Source organism: Scytonema sp. UIC 10036, from assembly GCF_009725235.1.
Map to the genome: position 1 here is coordinate 12,501 of NZ_WJFC01000124.1, position 24,551 is coordinate 37,051.

Sequence of the window (24,551 nt, forward strand, 5' to 3'; positions counted from 1 at the left end):
ATTTGTTGAGGAAATCGGGAACCTAACTAATTATTTTGGTTCGGTATTTATTAGTGATTGAGTACCTAAAACCGAACCTCCATACTTTCTATTTTTAAATAACATAATAATCAAAGCAAGTTAAATGCTGAATTCATTAAATAAAATCTTACAAAGAGAGGCACAAATATGACACTAGCTCGTTGGAATCCTTGGCAAGAAATGAACGCTTTACAACGTCAAATCAATCAGTTTTTTGATGATGTTCTTGTACCATCAGCGTTGTTAGATAGAGAGTTTACAAAAGTTCCCGCAGTTGAATTGCATGAAGCAGGAGATGCTATTTATCTCAAAGTAGAACTTCCAGGTATGGAAGCTAAAGATTTGGATGTGCAAGTTACAGAGAAGACTGTTTCTATCAGTGGAAAACGCAGATCGGAAACTAAGACTGAAGAAAAAGGTGTAACTCGCAGTGAATTTCATTATGGTAAAATTCAACGCGTCATTCCTTTACCTACGCGCGTTCAAAATACTCATGTCACTGCGGAATACAAGGACGGAATATTAAACTTGACTCTGCCTAAAGCAGAACAAGAAAAGAACAAAGTTGTTAAGGTTAACCTCAATTAAATAACTGCTAATTTGTGTCTTCAATCATTAAGTCTTACCTTTAGGCTATTTAACTGAAATGCACAGTAGGTTAGCCTAAGGGTTAAGCCCAGTCATTATCTTACGACTGGGCTTTTTTAATGAATTGCCCTCACCTACAATCCAACTTCTTGAGGGAGAAAAGCGTAGCGTCTCCCCAAAGAAACTGGATTGCGTGGCATTTCTTTACCAATGCTCTAGCACTATAACCTGTTGTGGCAATTGGCTGACAGGGGCAGGTTTCATTTCACCGCGAAAGTCTAGCAGTTGGACGAGGATGAGGTAGGCAATTGCTAATATGATAGAAATCGCACCTGTAATAATTGCAATTATCTTTCCACGATTCATGAGGGTTAGTTGTTAGTGGTTAGTTGTTAGTAGTTACACCATTTTACTAAATGATTGCCACATCCGATTCCCCTTAATTAGAGAGGTTGGAGGGATCTGATTTCTCTCAAGGATATGCGGGAATGGTATTAGCTGACTATCTGCAAACCATTAACAAATCTCGCCAAACGTGCAACTGAATTGGTATAGATTCTAGTAATAGTCGTAACTTCATCCATAGTTCCTCCGTTGAAGACTGGCTTGTTGATATCCGAGTTATCAACAAAGTAAACTAGTTTTCAACGGTTAGACTACATCCTTTAGACTAGCCCAACTGGGTGATTTTGACGCTCGTTCGTCTATCTGTAGCGGTAAACGAGTCTTAATGACAAGATTTGCTGTTCTAGAAGCTATGTGAAGTCTAAATAAAAGAAGTTAACACGGATCGGCAATTCATGCTTTTCCAACTGGATAGTTATTTTCAGGAGCCTGCACTAGCTTGCCCGAATTGCTAGACTGAGAAGCTAACCAATGGTCGTATATTGCTTGTATCTGCAGTATAATTGAATCAATTGCCTTTTTGGTTAACAAAAGACGACAAACAATACTCTCAGCCAAGCGGAAGCCACAAATAGATTGAATGAGATGGTAAGATTGCCTGCCATTATCTCGCTTGAACTCAGGAAAGACAATTAAAGCCTCTTTTAACAACTGCAAGTATTTTGAATAATCATCAATCTGCAGTGCTTCCCTGGACAAGTCAAAGTAACATTTAGCTAACGCATAACGATACTTGATAGAAAGTAGGTTGAGTTGCTTTAGTTTTTGTTCTGCTTTAATCAATACTGAACGATGACTTTCTATCCACAGAGGTTTAGAACGAGTAGATACTGTGACATTTCCATATCGTCTGTAAACAGCATGACAACCTGGTTGATAGACAACTTTAGCACCTTGAAGAACGACTGATAAGAAAAAATCTCTATCCTGTGCAGCTTTTAAATTTTCATCCCAACCACCACTTCTCTCAACAGCAGTTCTTCTATAAAGTAAAGAAGCAACCGCAGTCCACCAATCAGCAAGCAAAGATTCAATGATATCTGCTTGTGTTCCAGGACGTTCTATATCACCTAAAAAACTGGTGCCATCAGGTAAATGATGCCTAAATCTCCAATCACCGTAAACAACATCAGCTCCTGTTTCTTCTAGGAAGGATACTTGCCTTTCTATTTTATTAGGCAAGATGTAATCATCTGCATCTAAGTACTGAATGTACTTGCCTTTTGATAATGTTAAACCTTTGTTTCTAGCGTAATTACCTCCTCTATGGTCTACACTCTGCCAAATCACTTTTTTCCCATAGCTTTTGATAATTTCTAAAGAATTATCAGTTGAGCCATCATCAACAACAATAATCTCGATGTTTGGGTAGGTTTGTTGCAAGCAGCTATCAATTGCTTCTGCTATCCATCTTTCTGTATTAAAGCACGGAATAATGACTGAAACGAGAGGTGGCATATATTCATTTCCTAATTTTCAAAAGAACAGAGGGAATACATCAAAACAGAAGCCAATACTTGTTTTTTTCTTTTTTTCAACCCCAAGCTTATTTATTAAAAACTTTCCAATACCTTGGTTGATAAAACAAAGATTGACTAATGACTTTATTCGCTCTTACTACAAATCTAAAAGACTCCACTATATCGAAAGAGCGTATGCCTTCTTTCACATAGATTTTGGCGCTGTATAATCCAGGTAACAGGCAACAATAAGGCATTTGCATCTGTATTTCAGCTTTACCTGGAAGTATTTCAAGGAATTCGTTATCACTTGATGAAGTAATATACAAAACTCGTTCGTTCTGTCCGGATAAAGCAGTAATTAATATACCTATATTGATATTCTCTACTTGAATGTGTGCTGTACATTCGACACAGAAGTAGGCCGATTCGCCAGATAGAAGAGTATCAACTATGTTTCCATGATCATCCTTAAAACATAAGGAAATAACATCAACACCAAGACTTTCACTCTTTTGTTTTTCGGGTAAATACATCACTCCTGAAGGTGCTTCTGTACCTCCCAAACAAAGGTCTTCTTCATAGTTGCGAATCACAGACTCTGTCTCACCATAAGTTATCAAATTGCCTTTTTTTAAATAAATCGAAGATTCACAAACATTTAAGACAACATGAGGATTATGAGAAACTAAGATAAAAGCTGTACCCTGTTCTCTGAGTTTTGCTAATCTTTGATAACATTTCATTCTAAAAGAAATGTCTCCTACAGCTAGCACTTCATCAATAAGCAAAACGTCTGGTTCGATGTGAACTGCACACGCAAATCCCAATCGTGCTGCCATTCCAGAACTATAAGTCTGTACAGGTGCATCAATCGCATCTGCAATTCCGGCAAAATCAACAACTTCCTGAAATTTCTCTTCGATTTCTTCAGTAGCTAAACCCAGTACAGACATATTTGCATAGATATTTTCTCGTCCCGTTAGGATAGGATTAAACCCCGCACCAAGAGCAATTAGAGGCGCGACTCTACCCCTGACTTTTACGGTACCAGTATCTGGCTTAATCAAACCACTAATAATGCGTAGCAGCGTACTTTTTCCAGCTCCATTGGAGCCAACCAAGCCTAATGCTTCTCCGCGCTTTAGATCAAAGCTAACATCATTCAGCGCCCAAAATTCTTTTGTTCTTAAAGTATCGCTTTTTCTATTTCCTCCTGTTAACTCGATCGCAATATCTTGAAGCCCATATAACAAAGAGCTTTTTAAGTCCCTACAAAACTTTTTAGAAACATTTTTAGCTGAAATAACAACTTCAGTCTCTTCAGGATGAGCCGTCATTTGTTTTTCTATTAAATTAGTCATTGCTAAGAACTCACTCGCTCAACAACAAAAGGCATTGCCAGTCGAAAACTCACCCAAGTGAGTAACAATCCGACAAAGGAAAGTACACTAACAACCCAAAATCCTAAAGGGTTGGAGATAACTCCTGTTGTTGCTAATTCTCGTGCTGTCACTAGTAGAGGAGTGACAGGATTTAGCTTGACTAATAACCCAAATGTTCCTTCATTGGGAACTGGATAAACCACAGGAGTCAAAAACAGCCAAAACCCTGTAATGAGAGTTAACCCTTTAGAAACGTCTTGATACAAAATTCCCAATGGAGCCAACAAAACACCAATGAACGTCCCCAGAACAACCAAATGAATCAAAGCAACTGGTACTAATATGGCTGTCCAAGTGATAGAAATACCAAACCAGACGTACAATCCCACTATTAAAATTAACTTGATAGCAAAGTTAAAAAACACTTCGCCTACTTTTGCTAAAACGAGAGATTCTCGGGGAAAATTCACTCTGGCTAGCATTGGTTTTGCGACTGTCACGGCTTGTACCGGACCATTTAATGCTTCTACAAATGTTTGCCATAGGGCCGTACTAAATATGACATATGCTGGGTACGGTATGTCAGTTTTCCCAACATTAATGACATTAGCATCATTTGCAAGAGTAAAGCTAACAGCCATGACAATTGGCGGTAAAAATGCCCAAGCTACACCTAAAAATGATTGACGGTATTGAGCCGTAATATCTCTTACCATCAATCGCCATGCAAGCTCGCGAGAAGCCAGCAAATCCCGCCACATTTGTTTAAAAAGGTCAATTGGACGCCGCAGTTGACTTTCTGGCGTATAAATAACTTCAGGTAGTTGCGATTTTCGGCTCTCTTTCTTTTTCAAAGTTCTTCACCTTACTGCATATTCTATGTATGCTTGTGGTGAGTATCTTTCACCACACACTTTCTTTGAGAGCGAACTCTTCAGGATATCATCCTTGTGTTGAGGCTACGCTCGGATGCACAATTTTTGATGAGACAGGGTTTTGTTTACCTTGCAAATATCTCTGAGCATAGCGGCTAGTAATATACCTGTTCAAAACCTTATCCATTTCATACAGTATTTTCCCAACCACCCGTGACCCAAATCTACCAAAAGGTGCTTTACGGGCGATGGAACTGATAATTGTCATATCGCGACGCCATCCCAACCGCTTGTACTTATTTTTAAAGTATTCATCTTCCGTCAGGTTCCACTTGTCGCGCAGGCGTTTTAAGCTTGTGAGTTCCCACTCATCACTCCAACGCAACATATAGTAGTGTAAGTCTGTCCAATCAAGTGGAGGTCCCGGTACGTAAGTAACAAGAGAGTCAGGTTCTAGGTAAACTGTACCACCAACTTCAGCCACCTGTATGCACAAATCGACGTGTTCTTTGGTGTTCAACAGAGCTTCATCCAAAAGACCAATTTTCTGAAATATCTCCGTGCGTACCATCATGCAGTGGAATTCTGCTAGCCCAGTTTTTTGGCGCTGCAATTGAGGACGAACTTCTGAAACTTGACGACCTTGCTTGTATATTTTTTCAATTATCCGCCGTCTTGTTGCTTTGCCTCTGGTTTCTAGCACAACTCCAGATTCTCCACCCGCACAATGAACTTCTTCATGCAAAGGAGTCCCCTGACAAATCAGAGGGCTGACTACAGTCGCTTCCGTTTCTTCCGCACAGGACACTAAAGCCTTCAGCCAACCAGGGGTCACTACAACGTCGTTATCAATAAAAACAACATACTTGCTGTTAACTTGACGCAAACCAATATTTCTAGCGTGGTTTGGAGAAAGATAATGTTCGGTGCGGATCGCTTGAAATTGCTTTTGGATGGCTTGCTCTGCTAGGTACTTTTTTATATGAGACGGTGAACCACCATCCACGTAAATCAACTGAAAAGGATATTCCGTACACGCGTAGATGCTTTCAAGAGACTCACGGGTGTAACTGAAGCGTTCCCGTGGAACGACAACAATCGTCACTTGCGGGTTTGTTACTTCTGATGAGTTCATATCCAAGACCTCTGGTAATGTCAACTAACTGCGTGTATAATTTAACAATGAAACTGAAAGCACCCCTTAATCGTCATACTACTTATAGTGTAACTACTAGTGTAACTGAAGCGTGTAACTACGGATTAATGTATTTGCGATTTGCTCTGACCACTGGCAATTCCGCTTGATTTGATTGAGGAGGGGACGTTGCTAGTAGTTGGTAAATATTGACGAGCTTATCGTTCAACTTATTAATATCGTAGTTTTCCTCTACGCAAGTACGACCCATTCGACCCATTTGTTCCCAAATATGGGGATGCTCGATTAAATAAATTAACTTTTCAGCTATGGCATCTGCATCTCTCTCTGGAACGAGAAACCCAGAAACACCATCTTGCACGAGTTCGGGAATACCACCATGTAAAGTACCTATGACTGGTAAACCCATTGCCATTGCCTCTTTTAAAGTGTTAACTGGAGCGTCTTGATTGCCATCTTGAGCAGTTACACTTGGAGCTATAAATAAATGAGAATTATCTAGAATGTCAATAATTTCTTGCTGATTTTTCCAGCCCAGCAGTTTGACTTTATCTGTTATTCTCAATTCTTCTATCAACAAATGTAACTCTTCTTTTAAGTAGCCATCACCTATGATATTGTATTCAACATTTGGATGAACATTTGCCACTTTGGCAAGAGCGCGAATACCATACTCTATACCTTTCTTCTCAACAAGACGTCCAACAGTAACAATCCGAATTTTGTCATTTAGGTTAGGACTACGCACTTTAAATTGAAATCGACTACAGTCTATTCCAGAACGAAGAACCACAATTTTGTCGCGCTCGCAACCCAAATTTATGGCTTTTTGTCTGAAAAATTCACAGTTAGCAAGAAAAAAATCTCCTTTGACAAAAAGTTCATTATAAACATCTTCACCACACTCTTGAACGTAGTAGCTAATATCGTAACCTCGGAATGAAGTGATTAGCCTGCCTTTTATAGCACCAATATCTCGAAATACCTGACCTTCGATACCATGCATTCCAAATTGTCCGTGAATAATATCGTACTGCTTGGGTGGAAGGAGTGGTATCACCGAGTATAACAGCCGCAGAGAAATTGCGTATTTACCATATTTAAAAAAGTTGAGCGATCGCAACACAACCAAGGGGCTTTTGTGTAAATTACTGACTATTAATCCCAGCCCTTTCAGCACCCGCACTAAGTAATTTGTTGCAATTGAAGGTACATAGTAAGTCCTTTTCAGAAGCTGATATCGTTCTACATCTGGATGCATTTTAGACATATCATCCGGACGAGAACCGTAAATATGTACCTCATGCCCTCGCGAGATTAACCCTGTAATTTGATTCAGGATAAAAGTTTCTGATAAGACAGGAAACTCACCTACAATGAATGCTATTTTCATAGAAAAATCACAAATTAACACTTATTTCGATTTGCTTTAATACCGACTTTTGTGGTTTTATGGCAAATAATCCTTAACTACCATAATTACTTTTTTTTATAGAAAAGCTATTTTTTGATTTTTCTTTACCGTATCTTTATCTTTTTAAAGATACGATGAATTTTCAGACATTATCAAATTTATGTAATGACAGTGTGGTTTGTAGAACTACTGAATACACTGCCCGCACAGTGAAATCAAGCATCTGCGTCACTGAGCATTAAATTTTGCTCATACCATGCGTGGATTTTAGATTTTAGATTTTGAATTGAAAATTGTAATAAGAAACACTTTGCAGTATATTTGCAAAAATGCGAACATATAAGGATAAGGATGTGCCAACAACATTAGTAATCTTTTACAAAGAGGAGGATGGAAGTGTCCCAGTGCTAGAATGGTTAGATAATCTGCCACAAAAAGCTCAAGATAAGTGCCGTGTGAGAATTGAGCGACTTGCTGACCTAGGACACGAACTACGAAGACCAGAAGCCGACTTTCTAAGAGACAAGATTTATGAGCTTCGAGTGAGTCTACAAGGTATCCAATACCGAATTCTTTATTTCTTCTACGAAAACACATCAGTAGTTCTTTCACATGGAATAATCAAGGAACGGGAAGTTCCACCAAAGGAGATTGACAGAGCAATTCAAAGAAAGAAAAGCTTTGAAGAAAATCCAGAAGTCCACACATATAAGGAACAAGAGCAATGAGAGAACACAAAATAACCAGTAATGCCCTCACAATTATACATCAGCGTTATTACCAAGGAAAACCAGATCGTATTGCGGCACTCCAACAAGCAAGAATTAATGATGAAGTCGCTCGAAAAATCAATCTCCTTAGAGAGGAGAAAGGACTTTCTCAAGATGAACTGGCTCAACTTGTTGGCGTAGATACATCAGTTATTTGCCAACTTGAAGATGCTGACTACGAAGGGGATGCGATCGCCATGCTAAATCACATTGCAGCAGTTTTTGATAAACGTGTGGCTATCGATCTAATACCTATCTCTAATAACTGTTTATTTTCATGATTGACGAAATAGACAAGATGTGAATTAGCTATCATCAAGAAAACAAGATGCTATCGTGACTCTTTAATTAGGCATTTTGTATCCACGGTATGTCGTTTGTATAATGTTTAATATATTCACTCACAGAGATTTAATTAGACAATGAGAATGACAATTAATTATGACTTTAGTTTAAAAAATGCTAGCGTTACTGAGGCAAGAGAAAAAATTGTTGCTTTACGTAACTAGGCTTTACGACTTCCTTTTAAGTTTGTTGATGAGTTGGTGGAAATTTCAGGAGATGATTGTTATTTTGATAAAGATGATTTCAACGTTCCCCATTGTTTTATTAAAATTCGGGCATGAAAACCAGTAGAAATTGCTATGAATGGCTTTTCTCGGGAAAATTCTACCTATATTATTGGTTTTGATTCGCTTCCAGGAGAAGGTTCTGAAACTCCTATTTTTGGTTTGGCTACCCACTCGGAAATCAAAGATGTTAATGACTGGATGTGGACGGGTTTTTGTAAAACTCAATATGCTAGCAATCCCGAATATGGTGGTTTGGAGAATTTTCTCAAGTGTCATTTACTGATTGTGAAAATGCTCGATGTGGCTTGTGAATTAGGAATTACTTGCGATGTGAGCGATGAAGGCGGTTACTGGGAGAAACGAAATATAGAAAAACTTGTTTCAAATATTCGCAAACATAATATTTTAATGGCGGCTTTGACGGGAAAAATTAAAGATGATTTAGCTGTTATAGGTAATATTCCTGTTCTGTCTCCTATTTTTGATTATCCTAATTTTGAGCATTTGGAAGCTGAAGGGAGGCAGACACCAGATTTGTAATTCGACAAATCCATTCCCTCACCAAATCCCAGTATCTCCCAAATACTGGGTTTCTTTATTACATAAATGATTTAGGATTCCTAATAGAAGGAATTTACGGTGATGGAATTGGCTTGTATGTCGCTAACAGAAGAAATTCTCTCGCAACTACCTGGTAATGTTCTAGAAGGGCTACGTCAAAGCGATCGCATCTTAGCATCCATAAGAGAAGGTAATACACAAAGACTAACATTTGTCAAGGAAACAACCCAGCCTTTAGGTACCGTAGATTGGGACATTATCATTTGCGGTGGAACCTTGGGCATTTTAATTGGCTCCGCCTTAGCTTTAAAAGGAGTGCGAGTGGCGCTCCTAGAACGGAGAATATTGCGGGGTAGAGAGCAAGAATGGAACATTTCCCGCAAAGAATTACAAGTTTTTTTAGAATTAAATTTACTGACAACAGAAGAATTAGAAAAAGCGATCGCAACAGAATACAATCCTGCGAGAGTCAGCTTCCATAACGGTACAGAAGTTTGGGTGCAAGATGTCCTAAATATTGGCGTAGATCCAGTTTACCTATTAGAAACCTTAAAACAGAAATTTCTTACCTCTGGTGGAAAATTATTTGAGAACACACCATTTACAGAAGCCGTCATTCATCCCGACGGAGTCAGAGTCAACAACCAGTTCACAACCAGGTTGCTCATTGACGCAATGGGACATCTTTCTCCCATTGTGCAACAAGCACGAGCAGGACAAAAACCAGATGCACTGTGTTTGGTGGTAGGAAGTTGCGCTCGAGGTTTTCCGGAAAATCACACGGGGGATTTGTTGTTATCTTTCACACCCTTGCGCGATCGATACCAGTACTTTTGGGAAGCTTTCCCAGCAAAAGATGGTAGAACCACCTACCTATTTACTTACATGGATGCACATCCACAAACCATGAATTTGGAAGCACTTTTTGAGGACTATCTGCGCTTAATGCCAGAATATCAAGGTGTGAAGTTAAACCAGCTGACATTTCAACGAGCACTATTTGGCTTTTTCCCCTCCTACCGACAAAGCCCTTTAAAGACACCTTGGAACCGCATATTACCAGTCGGAGATAGCAGTGGTAACCAGTCTCCCTTAAGTTTTGGGGGATTTGGTGCAATGGTACGTCACCTACATCGTCTGACAATTGGCATTCATGAAGCACTACAAACCGATCGATTATCTGCCAATGCACTCTCACTGCTACAACCATACCAACCCAGTTTAGCTGTAACGTGGCTTTTCCAAAGAGCCATGAGTGTAGGAGTGAATCAAAAAATTGACCCCAATCAAATTAACCAACTCCTGTCTGCAGTCTTTCAACAAATGGAACAATTAGGCGAACCAGTCCTTAAACCATTTTTGCAAGACGTAGTTCAGTTTCCAGCACTAACACAAACCCTCATCAAAACTGGTTTGACACACCCTGGATTAGTCGCCAAGGTGATTCCACAAGTGGGATTGGGAACTTTACTCAATTGGATGGTGCATTACGGAAATTTAGGGGTTTATGCTGCTTTGTTTTTGCTCAGTGAAATGTTACAACCGTGGATGAAAACTTTGCCTGATGTTTCCAAATACTATTGGCATCGTTTTGCTGAGGGTTGGAAGTATGGTTCTGGCAATGATTTTTAAATGGTTAGTGGTTAGTGGTTAGTGGTTAGTGGTTAGTGGTTAGTTTAGTGTTAGTGTTAGTGGTTAGTGGTAGTGTTAGTGGTTAGTGGTTATCGCAACAACTAACAACAACAACCAACAACTAACAACCAACAACCAACAACAACAACCAACAACCAACAACTAACAACCAACAAACTAACAACTAACAACTAACAACTAACAACCAACAACTAACAACCAACAACTAACAACCAACAACTAACAATATGCGAGGAATTAAATATTTTGCAGTACTGATTGGCTTGCTGCGAGAACGACAAGCATTTTTAGAGGATATTAGCCAAGGGGTGAGATTGCCAACTAAAATCATATCCTTACTTGTATGTAGTTCTCTATTCCTTGCCATCTATGGTGGAATCATTGGTGCTTACCATAGTTGGATGCAGGCTTTGTCCTCAGCTATTAAACTACCAGCCCTCTATCTAATCACACTACTGATTTGTTTGCCTACACTTTTCTTTTCTAACATCATTTTTGGGTCAAAACGCACTTTTGGTCAGCATTTTGCCTTAGTACTAACAGCCGTTTCTGTAACGAGCGTGCTGTTATTTAGTTTTGCTCCTATCACACTGTTTTTTTTAATTACAACAAATAATTACCAATTTCTCATTTTGTTAAATGTCATTATCTTTGCTTTAACAGGATTTATTGGTATTTCTTCTTTATATCAAGCAACCAGCGTAGTTTTAGAACAAGATGGGGAGGGGAGCACTACCCGTAAAAAAATTATACGTTCTTGGTTATTTCTTTATGCTTTTGTTGGAAGCCAGTTAGGATGGACTCTCAGACCTTTCTTTGGTACACCTGATTCTACTTTTCAATTATTTAGAGAAAGAGAAGGAAACTTTTATTTAAGCGTCCTACAATCCATTGGTTATTTGTTGGGGTTTCGTTAGTTGTTAGTGGTTAGTGGATAGTTGTTAGTTGTTATTCGCTATTAATAATTAACTAAAATTTGTTAACCATTAACCACTAACTATTAACCACTAACCACCAACCACCAACCACTAACCACCAACCACTAACCAATAATATGATTCAAAAACAATTTCAAGGCGTACAACACTTTTCTGTCCTTCTTAGCTTACTGCGCGATCGCCAAGCTTTTCTAGAAGAAATCCGACAAGAAATCAGGCTGCAAAGCAAAATCAGTTCTCTGCTGGTTTCAAGTTCCATATTTTTTGCTATTTACGGGGCGATTATCGGTTCATCCCACAGTTGGCTACAGGCAATTTCTGGAAGCATCAAGTTACCAGCATTTTATTTACTGACTCTCATCATTTGTTTTCCAACTTTATTCTTTTTTAATGTTTTATTTGGTTCCCGTAGCAGCTTTGTACAGCATTTTGTCGTGCTGCTAACTGCTGTATCGGTAATTAGTGTCCTCTTGTTCAGTTTTGCACCCGTGACGCTGTTCTTTTTAATTACAGCTCCTGACTCCTATCAGTTTTTTAAACTGTTAAATGTTGTCATTTTTGGGATTACGGGTTCTTTTGGAGTTAAATTCCTTTACGAGGGGATGCAATTACTTTCTCAACAAGATGAGGTGGGCAAAAAAACGCGCACAACTATATTGCGATCGTGGTTGTTTCTTTACGCGTTTGTGGGAATGCAGTTGGGATGGTTTCTCAGACCATTTTTTGGTGCGCCCGATTCTCAATTTGAGTTGTTCCGGGCTGTACAAGGTAACTTTTATCTTGATATTGTCTCAGCGCTTTCAGAAATTTTTGGCGCACGTTGAGTCCACCTCGTTCCCAGACGGTACTTACTTCCCCGACTTCTTCAAGAAGTCGAGGAACTCACATCTCAAGTACTAATCGCTACTCAATAATTTCGTCATACTGATTGGTATCGTCTTCCTGTAATTGTTTCATCTCCACCAAAACATCTGCCAAAGTTTTTTTATCTAGCCATTGATGACGTTCTTTGGTATAATCTCCTTTACCTGAACTGAAATATTGAATAAACCGAATAGTATCGGCAACTCCCAGAGAATTGATTAGGGCATCATAGCCCTGTTTGATAATTTCATTTTGGGTTTTCATCATTGCTTTCCTCAGCTTGTATGACTTCTCCAAGGCATTGAACGGGGTTATTAATGTTTACATTAATCAATTGAGAGTTTTTTTGGGCTTTTTTGAAAAGTCTGTCGTCTGTTGTAAGAAATACATCTGCCTGACTTCTTTCAGCGCTGGCAATATGGATTGCATCATAGCTGGAGAACCCTAATTTTTGGATTTGGGCTGCTCTTTCTTTAATGAATGTGCTATTAATAACTTTTATTTTAGCAATCAAGAGTAATTTTTTGAAATTTTGTAGTCTTTCTAAATCAGATATTTGGTTTAATTCGGCGATTAAAGCACTGCTGTTAATTAATTTCCAAGCCGCTGTTTGACATTGGCTGAGAATTGTCATAACTGCCTGTGCTTCCAAATAAATACGAGATTGGGTTTGGTCGTCAAATGGACGATTGAAGCAACAAGCATCAAGATAAATTTTATATTGTTTACTCATAATGTTCAATTATTTGAAAGTTCTAGAGTAGGTAGTAGTAACTAACTATTAACTATTAACACTCTTCACGCTAAATTAGATGCATAGCAGCGTATCAACAATCATGAATAGACAATCCGGTTACTACAGGTTTCCAACAATTCACGGTACCAATGTTGTTTTCGTGTGTGAAGATGACCTTTGGAGTGTTCCACTTAGGGGCGGGTATGCTGTACGATTAACCTCAAATCTGGGAGCAGTCTCTCACCCTTTTTTTTCTCCCAATGGAAATTTACTGGCTTTTATCGGACGAGAAGAAGGTCATTCAGAAGTATACATGATGCCTGCTGATGGTGGTGTTGCCAAACGACTGACTTTTTTGGGAGCAAGTACAGCAGTTATAGGTTGGAGTTTGGATGGTAAGTCTATTCTTTTTTCCAGTAATGCAGCACAACCTTTTCGGCGAATACACAATCTCTACCGTATTAACCCAGAGGGCGGAATGCCAGAACGCCTTCCTGTAGGATTGGCTCACCACATTTCCTATGGAGCGAATGGTGGTGCGATCTTAGGTAGAAATACGAGTGACATTGCTCACTGGAAACGCTATCGAGGTGGAACAACTGGAGTCCTTTGGATCGATCCATCAGGAACAGGAACGTTCCAAAAGCTTATCGATTTACCGGGAAATATCAGTGTTCCCATGTGGGTAGGGAAGCGTATTTACTTTATTTCTGACTATGAGGGGATTGGAAACCTCTATTCCTGTACTCCTAGTGGGGAAGACTTAAAACGACATACCTACAGTCGCGAATATTATGTCCGTAATGCAACTACAGATGGCAAACGAATTGTCTATCATGCAGGTGCGGAACTTTTTTGCTTCGATCCAACCTTAGAGGAAAATTTTCAAATTGAGGTTGACTTCCACAGCCCTCAAGTTCAGAGACATCGCAAATTTGTGGATGCTGCAAACTATTTGGAAGAATTTAACTTACATCCAGAGGGACATTCTACCCTAATCACCTGTCGGGGTAAAAGTTTTTGGTTTGGGAACTGGGAAGGTGCAGTGACTCAAATTGGGCTTCCAGATGGCGTGCGTTATCGTTTAACTCGTTGGTTGAATGATAAAAAGCGATTTGTGACTATCTCTGACAATGGAGGAATAGAAGCACTTGAAATTCACAGCCTAAATTTGAATGCACAACCAGAACGTTTGGATGGACTGGATTTAGGTAAAGCCGTTGCAATGGATGTTTCACCAGTGGAGGATTTGGTGGTTCTATCTAATCATCGGTTTGAATTAATTTTGGTAAATTTAAAGACTCAAGAAAGTTGTATAATTGACTGTAGCAACCACAATCGGATTGGCGGACTTTGTTGGTCTCCAGATGGTAAATGGATTGCCTACAGCTTTTCAGAAAATTCAAAAGTATCGGTAATTAAGCTATATTCTGTTGAGGATGGTAGTACTCATCACTTGACAGAACCCTGTTTCTGGGATTTTAGCCCTTCTTTCGATCCAGAGGGTAAGTTCCTTTATTTTCTTTCCTACCGAGAATTTAATCCGGTTTACGATCGCCTCTACTTTGACTTAGGTTTTCCTCGCGCAGTACGTCCATTCCTCATTTCTCTCAAAAAAGATACACCATCACCGTTTGTAGCCGTTCCCAAACCACTGACAAAGCAGTCCCAAAATTCAACGGAGAAATCATCTGGTGAAAATGGCGATCGCGAAGAAAATGGAGAAGCAAAAAGCGCTCTTGCATCTGAGAAAAAAACTCCAAAAATTGAAATAGATTTTGATGGTATTACCCATAGAATTGTTGCTTTTCCAGTTCCGGAAGGGAACTACCAAAAAATTTGGGGGTTAAAAGGAAAAGTCTTGTTTAGTTCTTTCCCAATTCAAGGAACTTTGGATAATGATGATGACTGGTTTCATGAAAAAGATGAAAAAGCATCGTTGCTTGTGTACGATTTTGACAAACAAAAACAAGATACAGTAGCTAAAGAAATAAGTAGTTTCAAAGTAGCTAGAGATAACGAAACAGTCATCTATCGTTCTAAAAATCGATTGCGTGTCTGTACGGCTACCCCTCAAACCAATCACAAGCTCGAAGATGAACCAGGGCGAAAAACGGGATGGCTCGATCTAAAACGAGTGCGAATTTCTGTTGTTCCCACTCAAGAATTTCAACAAATGATGCGAGAAGCTTGGCGGTTGCAAAAAGAGCATTTTTGGGTGGAAAATATGTCGGGTGTAGATTGGGAAAGGGTTTGGCAACGCTATCGCCCTCTGTTAGACAAAGTTTCTACTCGTTCTGAATTTTCAGACTTAATCTGGGAAATGCAAGGAGAACTGGGGACATCCCACGCCTATGAAATGGGTGGCGATTACCGGAAGTCCCCCTCCTACCGATTGGGGTTTTTGGGTGCAGATTTTTCCTTTGATACTAATGCAGACGCTTATCGGGTAGAACACATTGTTCGTGGTGATTCTTGGGATGAAAAAGCAGATTCTCCCTTGAATCGTCTTGGTACTCATGTTCAAGTAGGCGATTTACTGTTAGCAGTGAACGGACAAAGAGTGAGTCGCGATCGCCCTTTGCAAGAAATGTTAGTTCACCAAGCCGAATGTGAAGTTTCTCTAACGTTTGCGGGTTCTTCTTCTCCTGAAGAGTATCGCACTATGACTGTAAAAGCTCTCAAAGACGAGAGCAAAGCTCGCTATCGGGAGTGGGTGGAGCACAACCGTCAACTAGTTCATAAAAAAACAAGTCATCGGGTGGGTTATGTCCACATACCAGATATGGGACCGAGGGGTTATGCTGAATTTCACCGCTATTATTCTGTGGAAGCACAGTATGAAGGACTGATTGTTGATGTGCGATATAACTCTGGGGGGCATGTATCGCAACTCTTGTTAGAGAAGTTATCACGCAAGCGGATTGGCTACAGAGTTCCTCGTTGGCATCAACCGCAACCCTATCCATATGATTCTGTTGCAGGATCAATTTTAGCGATCGCAAACGAATACTCTGCTTCAGATGGAGATATTTTCAGTCACTGCTTTAAATTAATGAAGTTGGGGAGTTTAGTTGGTAAGCGAACTTGGGGTGGTGTCATTGGTATCCGCTCCCGCCATTCTTTAGTCGATGGTAGTATTTTGACGCAACCAGAAAATTCCTCTTGGTTTACAGATGTTGGTTGGAAAGTAGAGAATTATGGCACAGAGCCAGATATTGAAGTGGAAATGACCCCTCAAGATTGGGTACAGGGTAAAGACACCCAATTGGATCGCGCCTTGGAACTTATTTTAGAACAGTTGGTACAAAACCCTGTCAAATTGCCAGATTTTAGCGATCGTCCTCAGTTAAGATTACCAGATTGAGTGAATTCCTAAGCCGAAAAATAAGAAAACACGTAGGTTGGGTTGAGGAACGAAACCCAACATTTACAGAGTCGGTTAAGCCGAAAAATAAGAAAACACGTAGGTTGGGTTGAGGAACGAAACCCAACATTTACAGACATTTGTTGGCTTTCACCATTTCTCAACCCTTGCTGTATTGAATTCCTACAAAGATTTTTTGTTTGGATGAAATACAGTGAACTCATCACCCACATAGTCTTTCTTAATTTCCAAACCCCAAAAATATATTTTCTTTAACTTATACACTTTCCCAATTCCTACCAAGGCATAATAGCGCCTATCGTTAGAAACCGCATAACCTATCTTGCCATCATCCTGTTTGGTAGGAATAAATTTAAAATTACGAGATTTTAAGTCTACTTGCGCTGTTAACTTCTGAGAAATATCTATTCCTAACTCTATTGCTAACATTTTTTTCAATTCATCATAAGTAGGAAATAATCCTTTATGGCGATTTGCATGCTCTTGAATCAAAAAATCAATTATACTCAGTTCGCGTGGAATGCTTGTAGATTGACTTGCACAAGCACAAGCTTTAGATATAGATGCGAATTCCGATGTACTTAGACCCCACCAAAGGATTACTCCTAAAACACTACTAAGTAGAGCGTACTTGATTAAGTATTTTTTAAACAACATTTTGGTTTAACTGCAAGAGACTACTTTAGATTTGCCGCTTCAGAATAGTCATTACCTCAGCAGAAATAACGAATTTTTATGAAAATTTATCAGGGCGATCTCTTGTTCCTGGGCTGCTGGTTGGGAATGCAGACTGGTGGGCTGTCGCCTCGCGTGTGGACTACTTCCTTCGGTGCTATAAGACTACCGAACTTCTTGTCCTCTTACTCCCTTGCTCTTTGCGTCGAGTGTGGTTCATTTAGATAGGTAATCTTTGGGCGGGAAGGGAGTAAATCAGGAGGCGGAGCCTCTTGTAAGGCATTCCCAGCCTCAGGCTGGGAACGAGGTGGAACGAGGTGGAACAACACGAACATCCGTAAAAATACTAGGATGACACTAGCAGAATGTATTAGTTAATATATGTCTCATCTTTCATAATTTAAAAGAAGTTAACTAGACAGTATTGGAGTTCCATAATGAAAAATCAATTTTTGCCCGCCACTTTACTAGTATTATTTAGTTGTCAAACTAATCTACTGACTGGCTCTAAAGTATTAGCCTTAGAAGATGCTAATTCTCAAAAGGTAAATTCACCTCTTCAAATTGCCAGTACTCCTGCAAATAAAGCAAATCCTGATAGCTTGCGAACTATTAGTAAATATTATCAACAAGGTGATTTTCAAACAACCGTCGCCAAACTCAAAGTCTATTTGGAAGCCAAACCAAATGATGACTTAGCTTGGACTATCCTTGGTAATTCTTACGAAAAATTAAAGGATGATAAAAATGCTGAATCTGCTTACACGAAAGCCTTAAAAATCAATCCCAAACGATTTGAAGCCTTAACTGGCATGGGTATTTTGCAAAGAAAACGAAAAAACTATGATGCAGCAATATCTTACTATCAAAAGTCACTAGCTATTAATCCTAATTATGCTCAGGCATATACTAGTATGTCAGTTATTGCTCTCAAGCAAAATAAGGATAAACAAGCTTTAGAATATGCAAAAAAAGCTGACGAAATAGAGAAAAATGAGCCTGTCATTGCAGCCAATCTAGCGCTCGCCTACCACTACAATGGTATGAAAGATTTAAGAGATAAAATGACACAAAAAGCTCAAGAATTGGGTTATAAAAACATGGATGTTATGCAAAAAATCTATAGCGGAAAAATGACCATTCGCGATTAAGATTTACTACGATAAACGCTACGAATTAAGGCAACATCGCGGATGACATCCAGAGTGTTAGATAAACCAAAATTCAGATTGCGCTGAAGTAGGGCTGTTATCCGCGTATCCTGTCGCCCATCAAGAAGTAGTTGGCGAAGTGTCCTATTTTGCTCTAATCCTGCAATTAGCAACAGCTGTTCGTTCACAAAAACCTCTCTAGAATTACCAAGAGTATGGGGCATAGTTTTTCAGAAAATGACCGTACAAAGGTTCTTCAGGATTTTCTATTCCTTGTACAATGGGATCGTAAATCCTTGCCATCCCATCAATGATATCTAAGGGAGTATAAAAACCTATAGTTTCTTGTAGATAGATTTTCTTTGTATAAGGATTCTCATCAGTAATCCAGCCCGTATCCACACTATTCATAAAAATTCCATCACGAACATAATCCTGCGCTGATGTGCGAGTCATCATGTTTAAGGCAGCTTTTGCCATATTTGTATGCGGATGATATTTTGTTTTGTGAAGGCGATTAAATTGCCCCTCCATGGCTGAAACATTAATAATAAAGCGTCTGTGAAAAGGTGATTTTATTAACAGTGGCTTGAGTTTGCTATTGAAAATGAAAGGTGCAACAACATTAACTAAATTGACTTCTAGCATTTCTATGGTACTCACTTCATCCAGCTTGAGCAGCCAACTATTGACTGGGCGTGTATCTAGTTGCTGTCCATCAGCATCAAATGTATTGGCTGGAAAATACAGGTTGCTTGTGAGTAAGTGACCTGGATATTGCGGTTGGGTTTCTAATAAAATTGAGTTATGGTTAGAAGTTATTAAACCCTTGACTTCAGAGGGTATAATGTTTTGAGGATTATTTTCTTGTGACAACAGGTGCTGATAAAATGCCAATGGACGCTTTATCGTTTGCGCCGCATTGTTGATGATGATATCAAGTGCAGGTTCCGTATCAAGAAGATAACCTACAAATGCTTCCACATTCCCGATATGCCGTAAATCTAACCCGTGAATTTGGAGATGCGATCGCCATTGAGAAAAATCCGGCTCAAGACTAAAGCGGCGAGCGCAGTCACGGGGAAATCGTGTTGTGACAATGACTCTAGCACCATCACGTAGCATTCGTAATGCTATTTGATAGCCGATTTTGATACGCCCGCCCGTGACTAACGCTACGCGATTTGTTAAATCTGTCCGTTGGCTGCGCTTGCGGTAGTTGAGTTCAGCACAAGTCGGACACAACATATGATAAAAGAAATGGATTTCAGTGTAAGGTTGCTTGCAAATGTAGCAATGACTGGGCTTAACAAGCTTGTTTTGTGTAGCCACAGAATTTGGCAAAGCTGCAACTGATTGTTCTTGGAGTTGGCTTTGCACTATTGCTGTCATGGCTTTTAGCTTTTGAGCTTCCTCTTTTTTCTGTTGCTGGATAGCACGGCGCGATTCTTTCTTGGCATTTTTGTAGATTTTGGCAATCAAACTTTTAAAGCGAAGGTGAGAACCTATGAGGGCTGGCTCTTCTGATACTTGCTGCAAAACCTTGAGACAAATTTCCACTTCTTCTGGCGGAATGTTCATTTGTACCATTTTGGATTTTAGATTTTAGATTTGGGATTGAGAAAGCCTTGCTTGGACTTAATTTCATCCAACAATTTGTCTCATTCTTTTTTCCAATTCATCAGAAAAATGGGTTGAAACCCCGTGCTTTTAGCACGGCTTTATCTGCTATAATTGGATGAGTTTTTAAGAGATTCAAATGCAAACAATATCTGTAAAATGCAAGATTGAAGTTCCTGTAGAGTTGCGACAAGAGATTGATACAACTTTGGAGGGGTTTGCTGATGCTTGCAACCAGATATTGTTCGTGGCAAAACGCGAAAAATGCTGGAACACAACCAAGTTGCATCACTTGGTTTACAAGGCAGTTCGCGAGTCTACTGGTTTGAAAGCAAACCACGTTTGTCAAGCTATACGTCGCGTGATTGGGAACGCCAAGGCTGTCAAACAGATTCACGCTTTTAGACCAACGTCTATCAATCTGGATTTGCGGACTTTTCAATATATTGAAGAGTCTCAAACTGTTGGCGTGACTTTGATAAGTGGGCGCAGAAAGTTTAAGTTGAGCATCGGTAATTATCAACTGGGTTTGCTCAAAGGGCAATCTCCGACTGCTGCCACCCTCAATAAAACCAAACGCGGTGATTACTACATCAACATCGCTGTTGACATCCCAACTCAACCACCAGGCAAAACGCCCAAGGTGATTGGCGTTGATTTGGGACGACGCGACATCGCCACCACTTCCACGGGGAAATCCTGGAGTGGCGAGAAGATTCAAGCTACTCGTGACCGCTACAGCAGGGTCAGAGCCAATGTTCAACGCAAACGCACTCGAAGTTCTAGACGGCTTCTGAGACGGCTCTCTGGCAGAGAACAAAGGTTTCAAAGGTGGCTGAATCACAACATTTCTAAAGAAATTGTCAAAGAAGCAAAGCAAAGTAATACTGCTATTGCTTTTGAGGATTTGACCAACATTCGAGAATCGCTCAACGAAAAACCGCGATCCAAAGCGGAGCGACGCAGAACAAACAATTGGGCATTTTACCAGTTGCGGATATTTACCCAATACAAAGCAACCATTGCTGGTGTCTCCGTGGTTCTCGTGCCACCCGCTTACACGTCTCAGACTTGTTCGCGGTGTCACCACATTCATCCGGTCAAGGGTAAGTCGTATCGTTCTGGCAAGTCGTTCAAGTGTGGACATTGTGGTTTTGAGTGCGATGCTGATTTGAATGCTGCGGCTAATATTGCAGTTTTGGGGTTGTCCGTAAGTCAGCCCGAAAGTCCGGGGATGAGTTGTTTGTTGGAAGGACAGCTTAGTCTGTTTCCGACAAATACTTTGAACTGGGCTAAAGCCCCGCACCGCGATAGTCGGGGTTGCTTACATTATTGAATTGAGGTGGAGATTGGGAAGACTTGAACCTCCAGCCTTGAGTTTGGAAAACTCCTGTTCCATTAAGCTACAACCCCCGTTGAGTGGTGGAGGGTGCGGGAATTGTTTGCGTAGCGTCTCCGTAGGAGATGCACACAACTTCTTCAAGTAAATTTGAAGCGTTGTTCCAATTGCAACTAACCCTCTGTGCTACATTGTAGCATAGAGAAATGGTTGTATGCATTCAAACCTACCAGCTTATTTGCTCAGCCAGTTAGAAGAGCATTAGTAATAAAGAAGATATTCATTAGCACGTATACTGTCAGAGTCGCACCTAAGCTGAGGCGTTCTATTCGTAGTAGATTTTTCTTATTTTCACCTTTGTAAAGTTTGTGGAAAAAGGTTTGGAGCGCTGCAACAAACAGAATAAAGTGCAAAAAGCCGTTTACCGAGTAACCTTATCCTTTGCCAGAAGACTATTTTTTGTTGGTGCGATCGCTTTGCGGTGTCTAGAGTAGTATTTTTGTTGCGCTTATACATCCTTTTTACTAGGAATCACGAGTAAATTCCTATCTAAGTTATTATAAAATCGCTTGTTTACGCAAACAGATAAAAAATTGAAAATAAATAAAAAAATGCTACTTACTTGTGTAAAATTAATTATATAAGACTTACGCAACCTCAACGCTATTTCGGAGGTTTCACACGTTGTCGATCTCCTATCTCCCTACTGATACGTGAGGCGGAGCCTCAGTGTCTGCATTCCCAGGCTGAGCCTGGGAACGAGTGGGGGAAGTGTCAAACGAGTGGGGGGAGTGTTACCAAGTTGCCACAACTCGAAAACCGCAAATCCTCAGTCCACCATCTGGTTCATTCCAACTGCGGCTGGCGCTGCGACACACTTCGGGGCTAAAACTCCAAGAACCACCCCGCAAGACTCGGCGATTCTCATCTCCACCAACTTCCCAAGCTGTTCCATCTGTTGGTGCGCCTTCATAATTTTTGTGCCAAGCGTCAGCACACCATTCCCAAACAAGCCCGTGCATATCGTACAATCCAAAGGCGTTGGCTACTTGGAAATTACCTACGACTGTTGTTTCTTTGCGCGATTTGGTTGTGAGTTTGAAAGTGTTAGAATCACTAGCGCTACAATTTGCCACTTCAGCCGTGAGTGTTTCACCAAAGTGATAGGGGGTGATTGTTCCAGCACGACAAGCATATTCCCACTCCGCTTCACTGGGTAAACGATAAAACCGTCCTGTTTTTTCGGTAAGTCTGGCACAGAATTCAATAGCTTCGTGCCAAGAAACGTTTTCAACCGGTCGATTTGCGCCTTTGAATTTGGATGGGTTGGGATTTAAAGATTGTTTGACTTTTGGCAAAGCGGCTACAGCTTTCCAATGTGCTTGAGTGACGGGAAATTTTCCCATAAAAAAAGGTTTGATATTAACTTCGTGTTGCGGGCGTTCGTCAGCATCTCCTTCACTGTCTGGAGAACCCATCATAAAATTACCACCAGGAATTGCTACCATATGCATGATAATTTCTTGACCTAAATCTTCTGTATAAAACTTTGAGGTTCTGCGATCGCTCTCAATCTTATTTCCTTCCTTATCAACTGTGACTACATCAAATTGAAAAGTCTGTAGTTCGGAAAATTCAGAAAAATCTTTTAAATCGGAGGTAACCATTGTTAATTGCGTCTCTTGAGGCGATGATTGTACTAGTTGTGGCGTTACTAAAATTGATGGTATCGCAGATGCTTTTATCGATTTCACATCTTGCAGAACTTCTGTAGCAGATTGATATCTATCTCTTGCCAAATGACTCAGTAATTTATCTAAAATTTGCCCTAATTCATCGCTAATAGTAATATCTGTATTTTGTAAATGCTCGCGCCACAACCACACTCCATTTAAGGGATCGTAAAGAGTATCATCTATCTGTCCGCAATCATCTTGTATAGGTAGGCACCGAGTAAGAAGCCGCACGCAAGTAACACCTAAAGAGTACAAATCGCTGGCGTGACAAGCAAATCCAGCCATTTGTTCGCTGGGTGCATAACCGATTGTATAAAGCACGGTTGCTTGTCTGGATAGACTAGTTTGGGTAACTTGTTTTGCACCGCCAAAGTCAATTAATACCAGTCTGCCATCTGATTGACGGCGGATGATATTCTCTGGTTTGATATCCCTATGGATAACATTCCGTTCGTGGATAAATTCGAGAACTGGTAGTATATCCACTAACAGTTCTCGAATTTGTTCTTCACCAAAAGGTTGTTGCTGAAGTTCTTGTAAGAGAGTTTTCCCTTGAATAAATTCTTGCACGAGATACAAACTAGAACCTTGTTCAAAATAAGCAAGCAATCTAGGAATTTGGATGTGATTTTCTCCCAGTTCGTACAGTCGTTTTGCTTCTTCCTTGAACAATTCTGCAGCTTTAGTACGTTCCGAAGTCCCCTGTACCTGTGGGAAGAACTGCTTGATAACGCAGGGTGCATCAAGTCTATCCGCATCTTCAGTAGCATAGGTTCTGCTAAACCCGCCTTCGCCTAGCAGTCTTAATACACGGTAGCGGTTCCTGAGGAAGTTGCCAAAGTTGTTTTGTCCGCAACTGTTGCAAAATCTATTACCATCAGGATTGAAGGGATTTGAGCAATGGGGATTTTGGCAAATTTGCATAGTGAGCCATGTATCGCATATTGTCCGGAATTGGCTCTTACTGAGCGAGGTTGGAGACAGATGTGTAACTCTGCATACAGAAATTTTCTATCTGTTCTCACTTTCCACTTTGGTAGATACAGATAAAGAAAATTCTCTGTCTTTGTTTATATACAGTTAAAAATTAATAAATCAGGAATTTATCAATTAAATGAATCATTTGTCATTTGTCATTTGTCATTGGTATGGGTTTTATATATTTACATTGTTATATAGCCTTTCTCAATCTCATGAGGTACACCCCCCTTTCATCCCCCCTTGGTAAGGGGGGACAGAGGGGG

At 40.0% G+C, this 24,551-nt stretch carries 22 protein-coding genes; 10 read left to right on the forward strand and 12 right to left on the reverse strand.

What is annotated here, in order from left to right:
* Positions 1-168 precede the first annotated feature (168 nt).
* Positions 169-609, forward strand: a complete 441-nt coding sequence (locus F7734_RS39520) for an Hsp20/alpha crystallin family protein (protein WP_155749890.1) — start codon at positions 169-171, stop codon at positions 607-609.
* Between the two features lie 204 nt (positions 610-813).
* Here F7734_RS39520 and F7734_RS39525 read toward each other — a convergent pair whose 3' ends face one another.
* The 6 genes from F7734_RS39525 to F7734_RS39550 form a co-directional block, all read right to left on the reverse strand.
* Positions 814-975 carry a hypothetical protein gene (locus F7734_RS39525; protein WP_155749891.1) on the reverse strand — a complete coding sequence of 54 codons (162 nt, stop codon included), beginning with the start codon at positions 973-975 and terminating at the stop codon, positions 814-816.
* Between the two features lie 432 nt (positions 976-1,407).
* Positions 1,408-2,472, reverse strand: coding sequence for a glycosyltransferase (locus F7734_RS39530; protein WP_155749892.1), 1,065 nt, complete (start codon positions 2,470-2,472; stop codon positions 1,408-1,410).
* 88 nt (positions 2,473-2,560) lie between these two features.
* Positions 2,561-3,838: an ABC transporter ATP-binding protein gene (locus F7734_RS39535; RefSeq protein WP_155749893.1), complete on the reverse strand. Its 1,278-nt coding sequence runs from the start codon at positions 3,836-3,838 to the stop codon at positions 2,561-2,563.
* Between the two features lie 2 nt (positions 3,839-3,840).
* Entirely contained in the window at positions 3,841-4,713 is an 873-nt protein-coding gene (locus F7734_RS39540) for an ABC transporter permease (protein ID WP_155749894.1), read from the reverse strand.
* Between the two features lie 88 nt (positions 4,714-4,801).
* Positions 4,802-5,869 carry a glycosyltransferase gene (locus F7734_RS39545; RefSeq protein ID WP_155749895.1) on the reverse strand — a complete coding sequence of 356 codons (1,068 nt, stop codon included), beginning with the start codon at positions 5,867-5,869 and terminating at the stop codon, positions 4,802-4,804.
* A gap of 118 nt (positions 5,870-5,987) precedes the next feature.
* Positions 5,988-7,283, reverse strand: coding sequence for a glycosyltransferase (locus F7734_RS39550; RefSeq protein WP_155749896.1), 1,296 nt, complete (start codon positions 7,281-7,283; stop codon positions 5,988-5,990).
* Between the two features lie 374 nt (positions 7,284-7,657).
* Here F7734_RS39550 and F7734_RS39555 point away from each other — a divergent pair, with 374 nt between their 5' ends.
* The 6 genes from F7734_RS39555 (at position 7,658) to F7734_RS39580 (ending at position 12,622) form a co-directional block, all read left to right on the forward strand.
* On the forward strand, positions 7,658-8,032 hold the full coding sequence (locus F7734_RS39555) for a type II toxin-antitoxin system RelE/ParE family toxin (protein ID WP_166482434.1): 375 nt from the start codon (positions 7,658-7,660) through the stop codon (positions 8,030-8,032).
* The gene (locus F7734_RS39560; RefSeq protein ID WP_155749898.1) at positions 8,029-8,355 is read left to right on the forward strand and encodes a helix-turn-helix transcriptional regulator; all 327 of its coding nucleotides are present in this window, start codon (positions 8,029-8,031) and stop codon (positions 8,353-8,355) included. The genes F7734_RS39555 and F7734_RS39560 overlap by 4 nt, the downstream gene beginning before the upstream one ends.
* 363 nt (positions 8,356-8,718) lie before the next feature.
* Positions 8,719-9,186 (forward strand): hypothetical protein, encoded by a 468-nt coding sequence (locus tag F7734_RS39565; RefSeq protein ID WP_207714325.1) that lies wholly within the window; start codon positions 8,719-8,721, stop codon positions 9,184-9,186.
* Between the two features lie 117 nt (positions 9,187-9,303).
* Positions 9,304-10,839, forward strand: coding sequence for an FAD-binding oxidoreductase (locus F7734_RS39570; protein ID WP_155749899.1), 1,536 nt, complete (start codon positions 9,304-9,306; stop codon positions 10,837-10,839).
* Positions 10,840-11,087: 248 nt separating this feature from the next.
* Positions 11,088-11,777, forward strand: coding sequence for an actin-binding WH2 domain-containing protein (locus tag F7734_RS39575; RefSeq protein WP_155749900.1), 690 nt, complete (start codon positions 11,088-11,090; stop codon positions 11,775-11,777).
* Between the two features lie 137 nt (positions 11,778-11,914).
* Positions 11,915-12,622 (forward strand): actin-binding WH2 domain-containing protein, encoded by a 708-nt coding sequence (locus F7734_RS39580; protein ID WP_155749901.1) that lies wholly within the window; start codon positions 11,915-11,917, stop codon positions 12,620-12,622.
* 79 nt (positions 12,623-12,701) lie between these two features.
* Here the strand turns inward: F7734_RS39580 and F7734_RS39585 are convergent, their stop codons facing one another.
* Entirely contained in the window at positions 12,702-12,926 is a 225-nt protein-coding gene (locus F7734_RS39585) for a hypothetical protein (RefSeq protein WP_155749911.1), read from the reverse strand.
* Positions 12,910-13,395, reverse strand: a complete 486-nt coding sequence (locus tag F7734_RS39590) for a PIN domain-containing protein (protein ID WP_155749902.1) — start codon at positions 13,393-13,395, stop codon at positions 12,910-12,912. The genes F7734_RS39585 and F7734_RS39590 overlap by 17 nt, the downstream gene beginning before the upstream one ends.
* 103 nt (positions 13,396-13,498) lie before the next feature.
* On the opposite strand from F7734_RS39590, the gene F7734_RS39595 reads away from it, so the two are divergent.
* On the forward strand, positions 13,499-16,765 hold the full coding sequence (locus tag F7734_RS39595; RefSeq protein ID WP_155749903.1) for a S41 family peptidase: 3,267 nt from the start codon (positions 13,499-13,501) through the stop codon (positions 16,763-16,765).
* Positions 16,766-16,948: 183 nt separating this feature from the next.
* Here the strand turns inward: F7734_RS39595 and F7734_RS39600 are convergent, their stop codons facing one another.
* A complete protein-coding gene (locus F7734_RS39600) occupies positions 16,949-17,443 on the reverse strand; it encodes a hypothetical protein (RefSeq protein ID WP_155749904.1) in 495 nt (164 codons plus the stop codon).
* 455 nt (positions 17,444-17,898) lie between these two features.
* On the opposite strand from F7734_RS39600, the gene F7734_RS39605 reads away from it, so the two are divergent.
* Positions 17,899-18,612, forward strand: a complete 714-nt coding sequence (locus tag F7734_RS39605; protein WP_155749905.1) for a tetratricopeptide repeat protein — start codon at positions 17,899-17,901, stop codon at positions 18,610-18,612.
* Here the strand turns inward: F7734_RS39605 and F7734_RS39610 are convergent.
* On the reverse strand, positions 18,609-18,800 hold the full coding sequence (locus tag F7734_RS39610; protein WP_155749906.1) for a hypothetical protein: 192 nt from the start codon (positions 18,798-18,800) through the stop codon (positions 18,609-18,611). The two genes, F7734_RS39605 and F7734_RS39610, sit on opposite strands and share 4 nt — an antisense overlap.
* A 16-nt stretch (positions 18,801-18,816) precedes the next feature.
* Positions 18,817-20,202 (reverse strand): SDR family oxidoreductase, encoded by a 1,386-nt coding sequence (locus F7734_RS39615; protein WP_243147335.1) that lies wholly within the window; start codon positions 20,200-20,202, stop codon positions 18,817-18,819.
* Between the two features lie 169 nt (positions 20,203-20,371).
* Between F7734_RS39615 and F7734_RS39620 the strand changes: the two genes are divergently transcribed.
* Positions 20,372-21,568, forward strand: a complete 1,197-nt coding sequence (locus tag F7734_RS39620; RefSeq protein WP_155749908.1) for an RNA-guided endonuclease TnpB family protein — start codon at positions 20,372-20,374, stop codon at positions 21,566-21,568.
* Between the two features lie 797 nt (positions 21,569-22,365).
* Here F7734_RS39620 and F7734_RS39625 read toward each other — a convergent pair.
* A complete protein-coding gene (locus F7734_RS39625; RefSeq protein WP_155749909.1) occupies positions 22,366-24,231 on the reverse strand; it encodes a bifunctional serine/threonine-protein kinase/formylglycine-generating enzyme family protein in 1,866 nt (621 codons plus the stop codon).
* Positions 24,232-24,551: the final 320 nt, after the last annotated feature.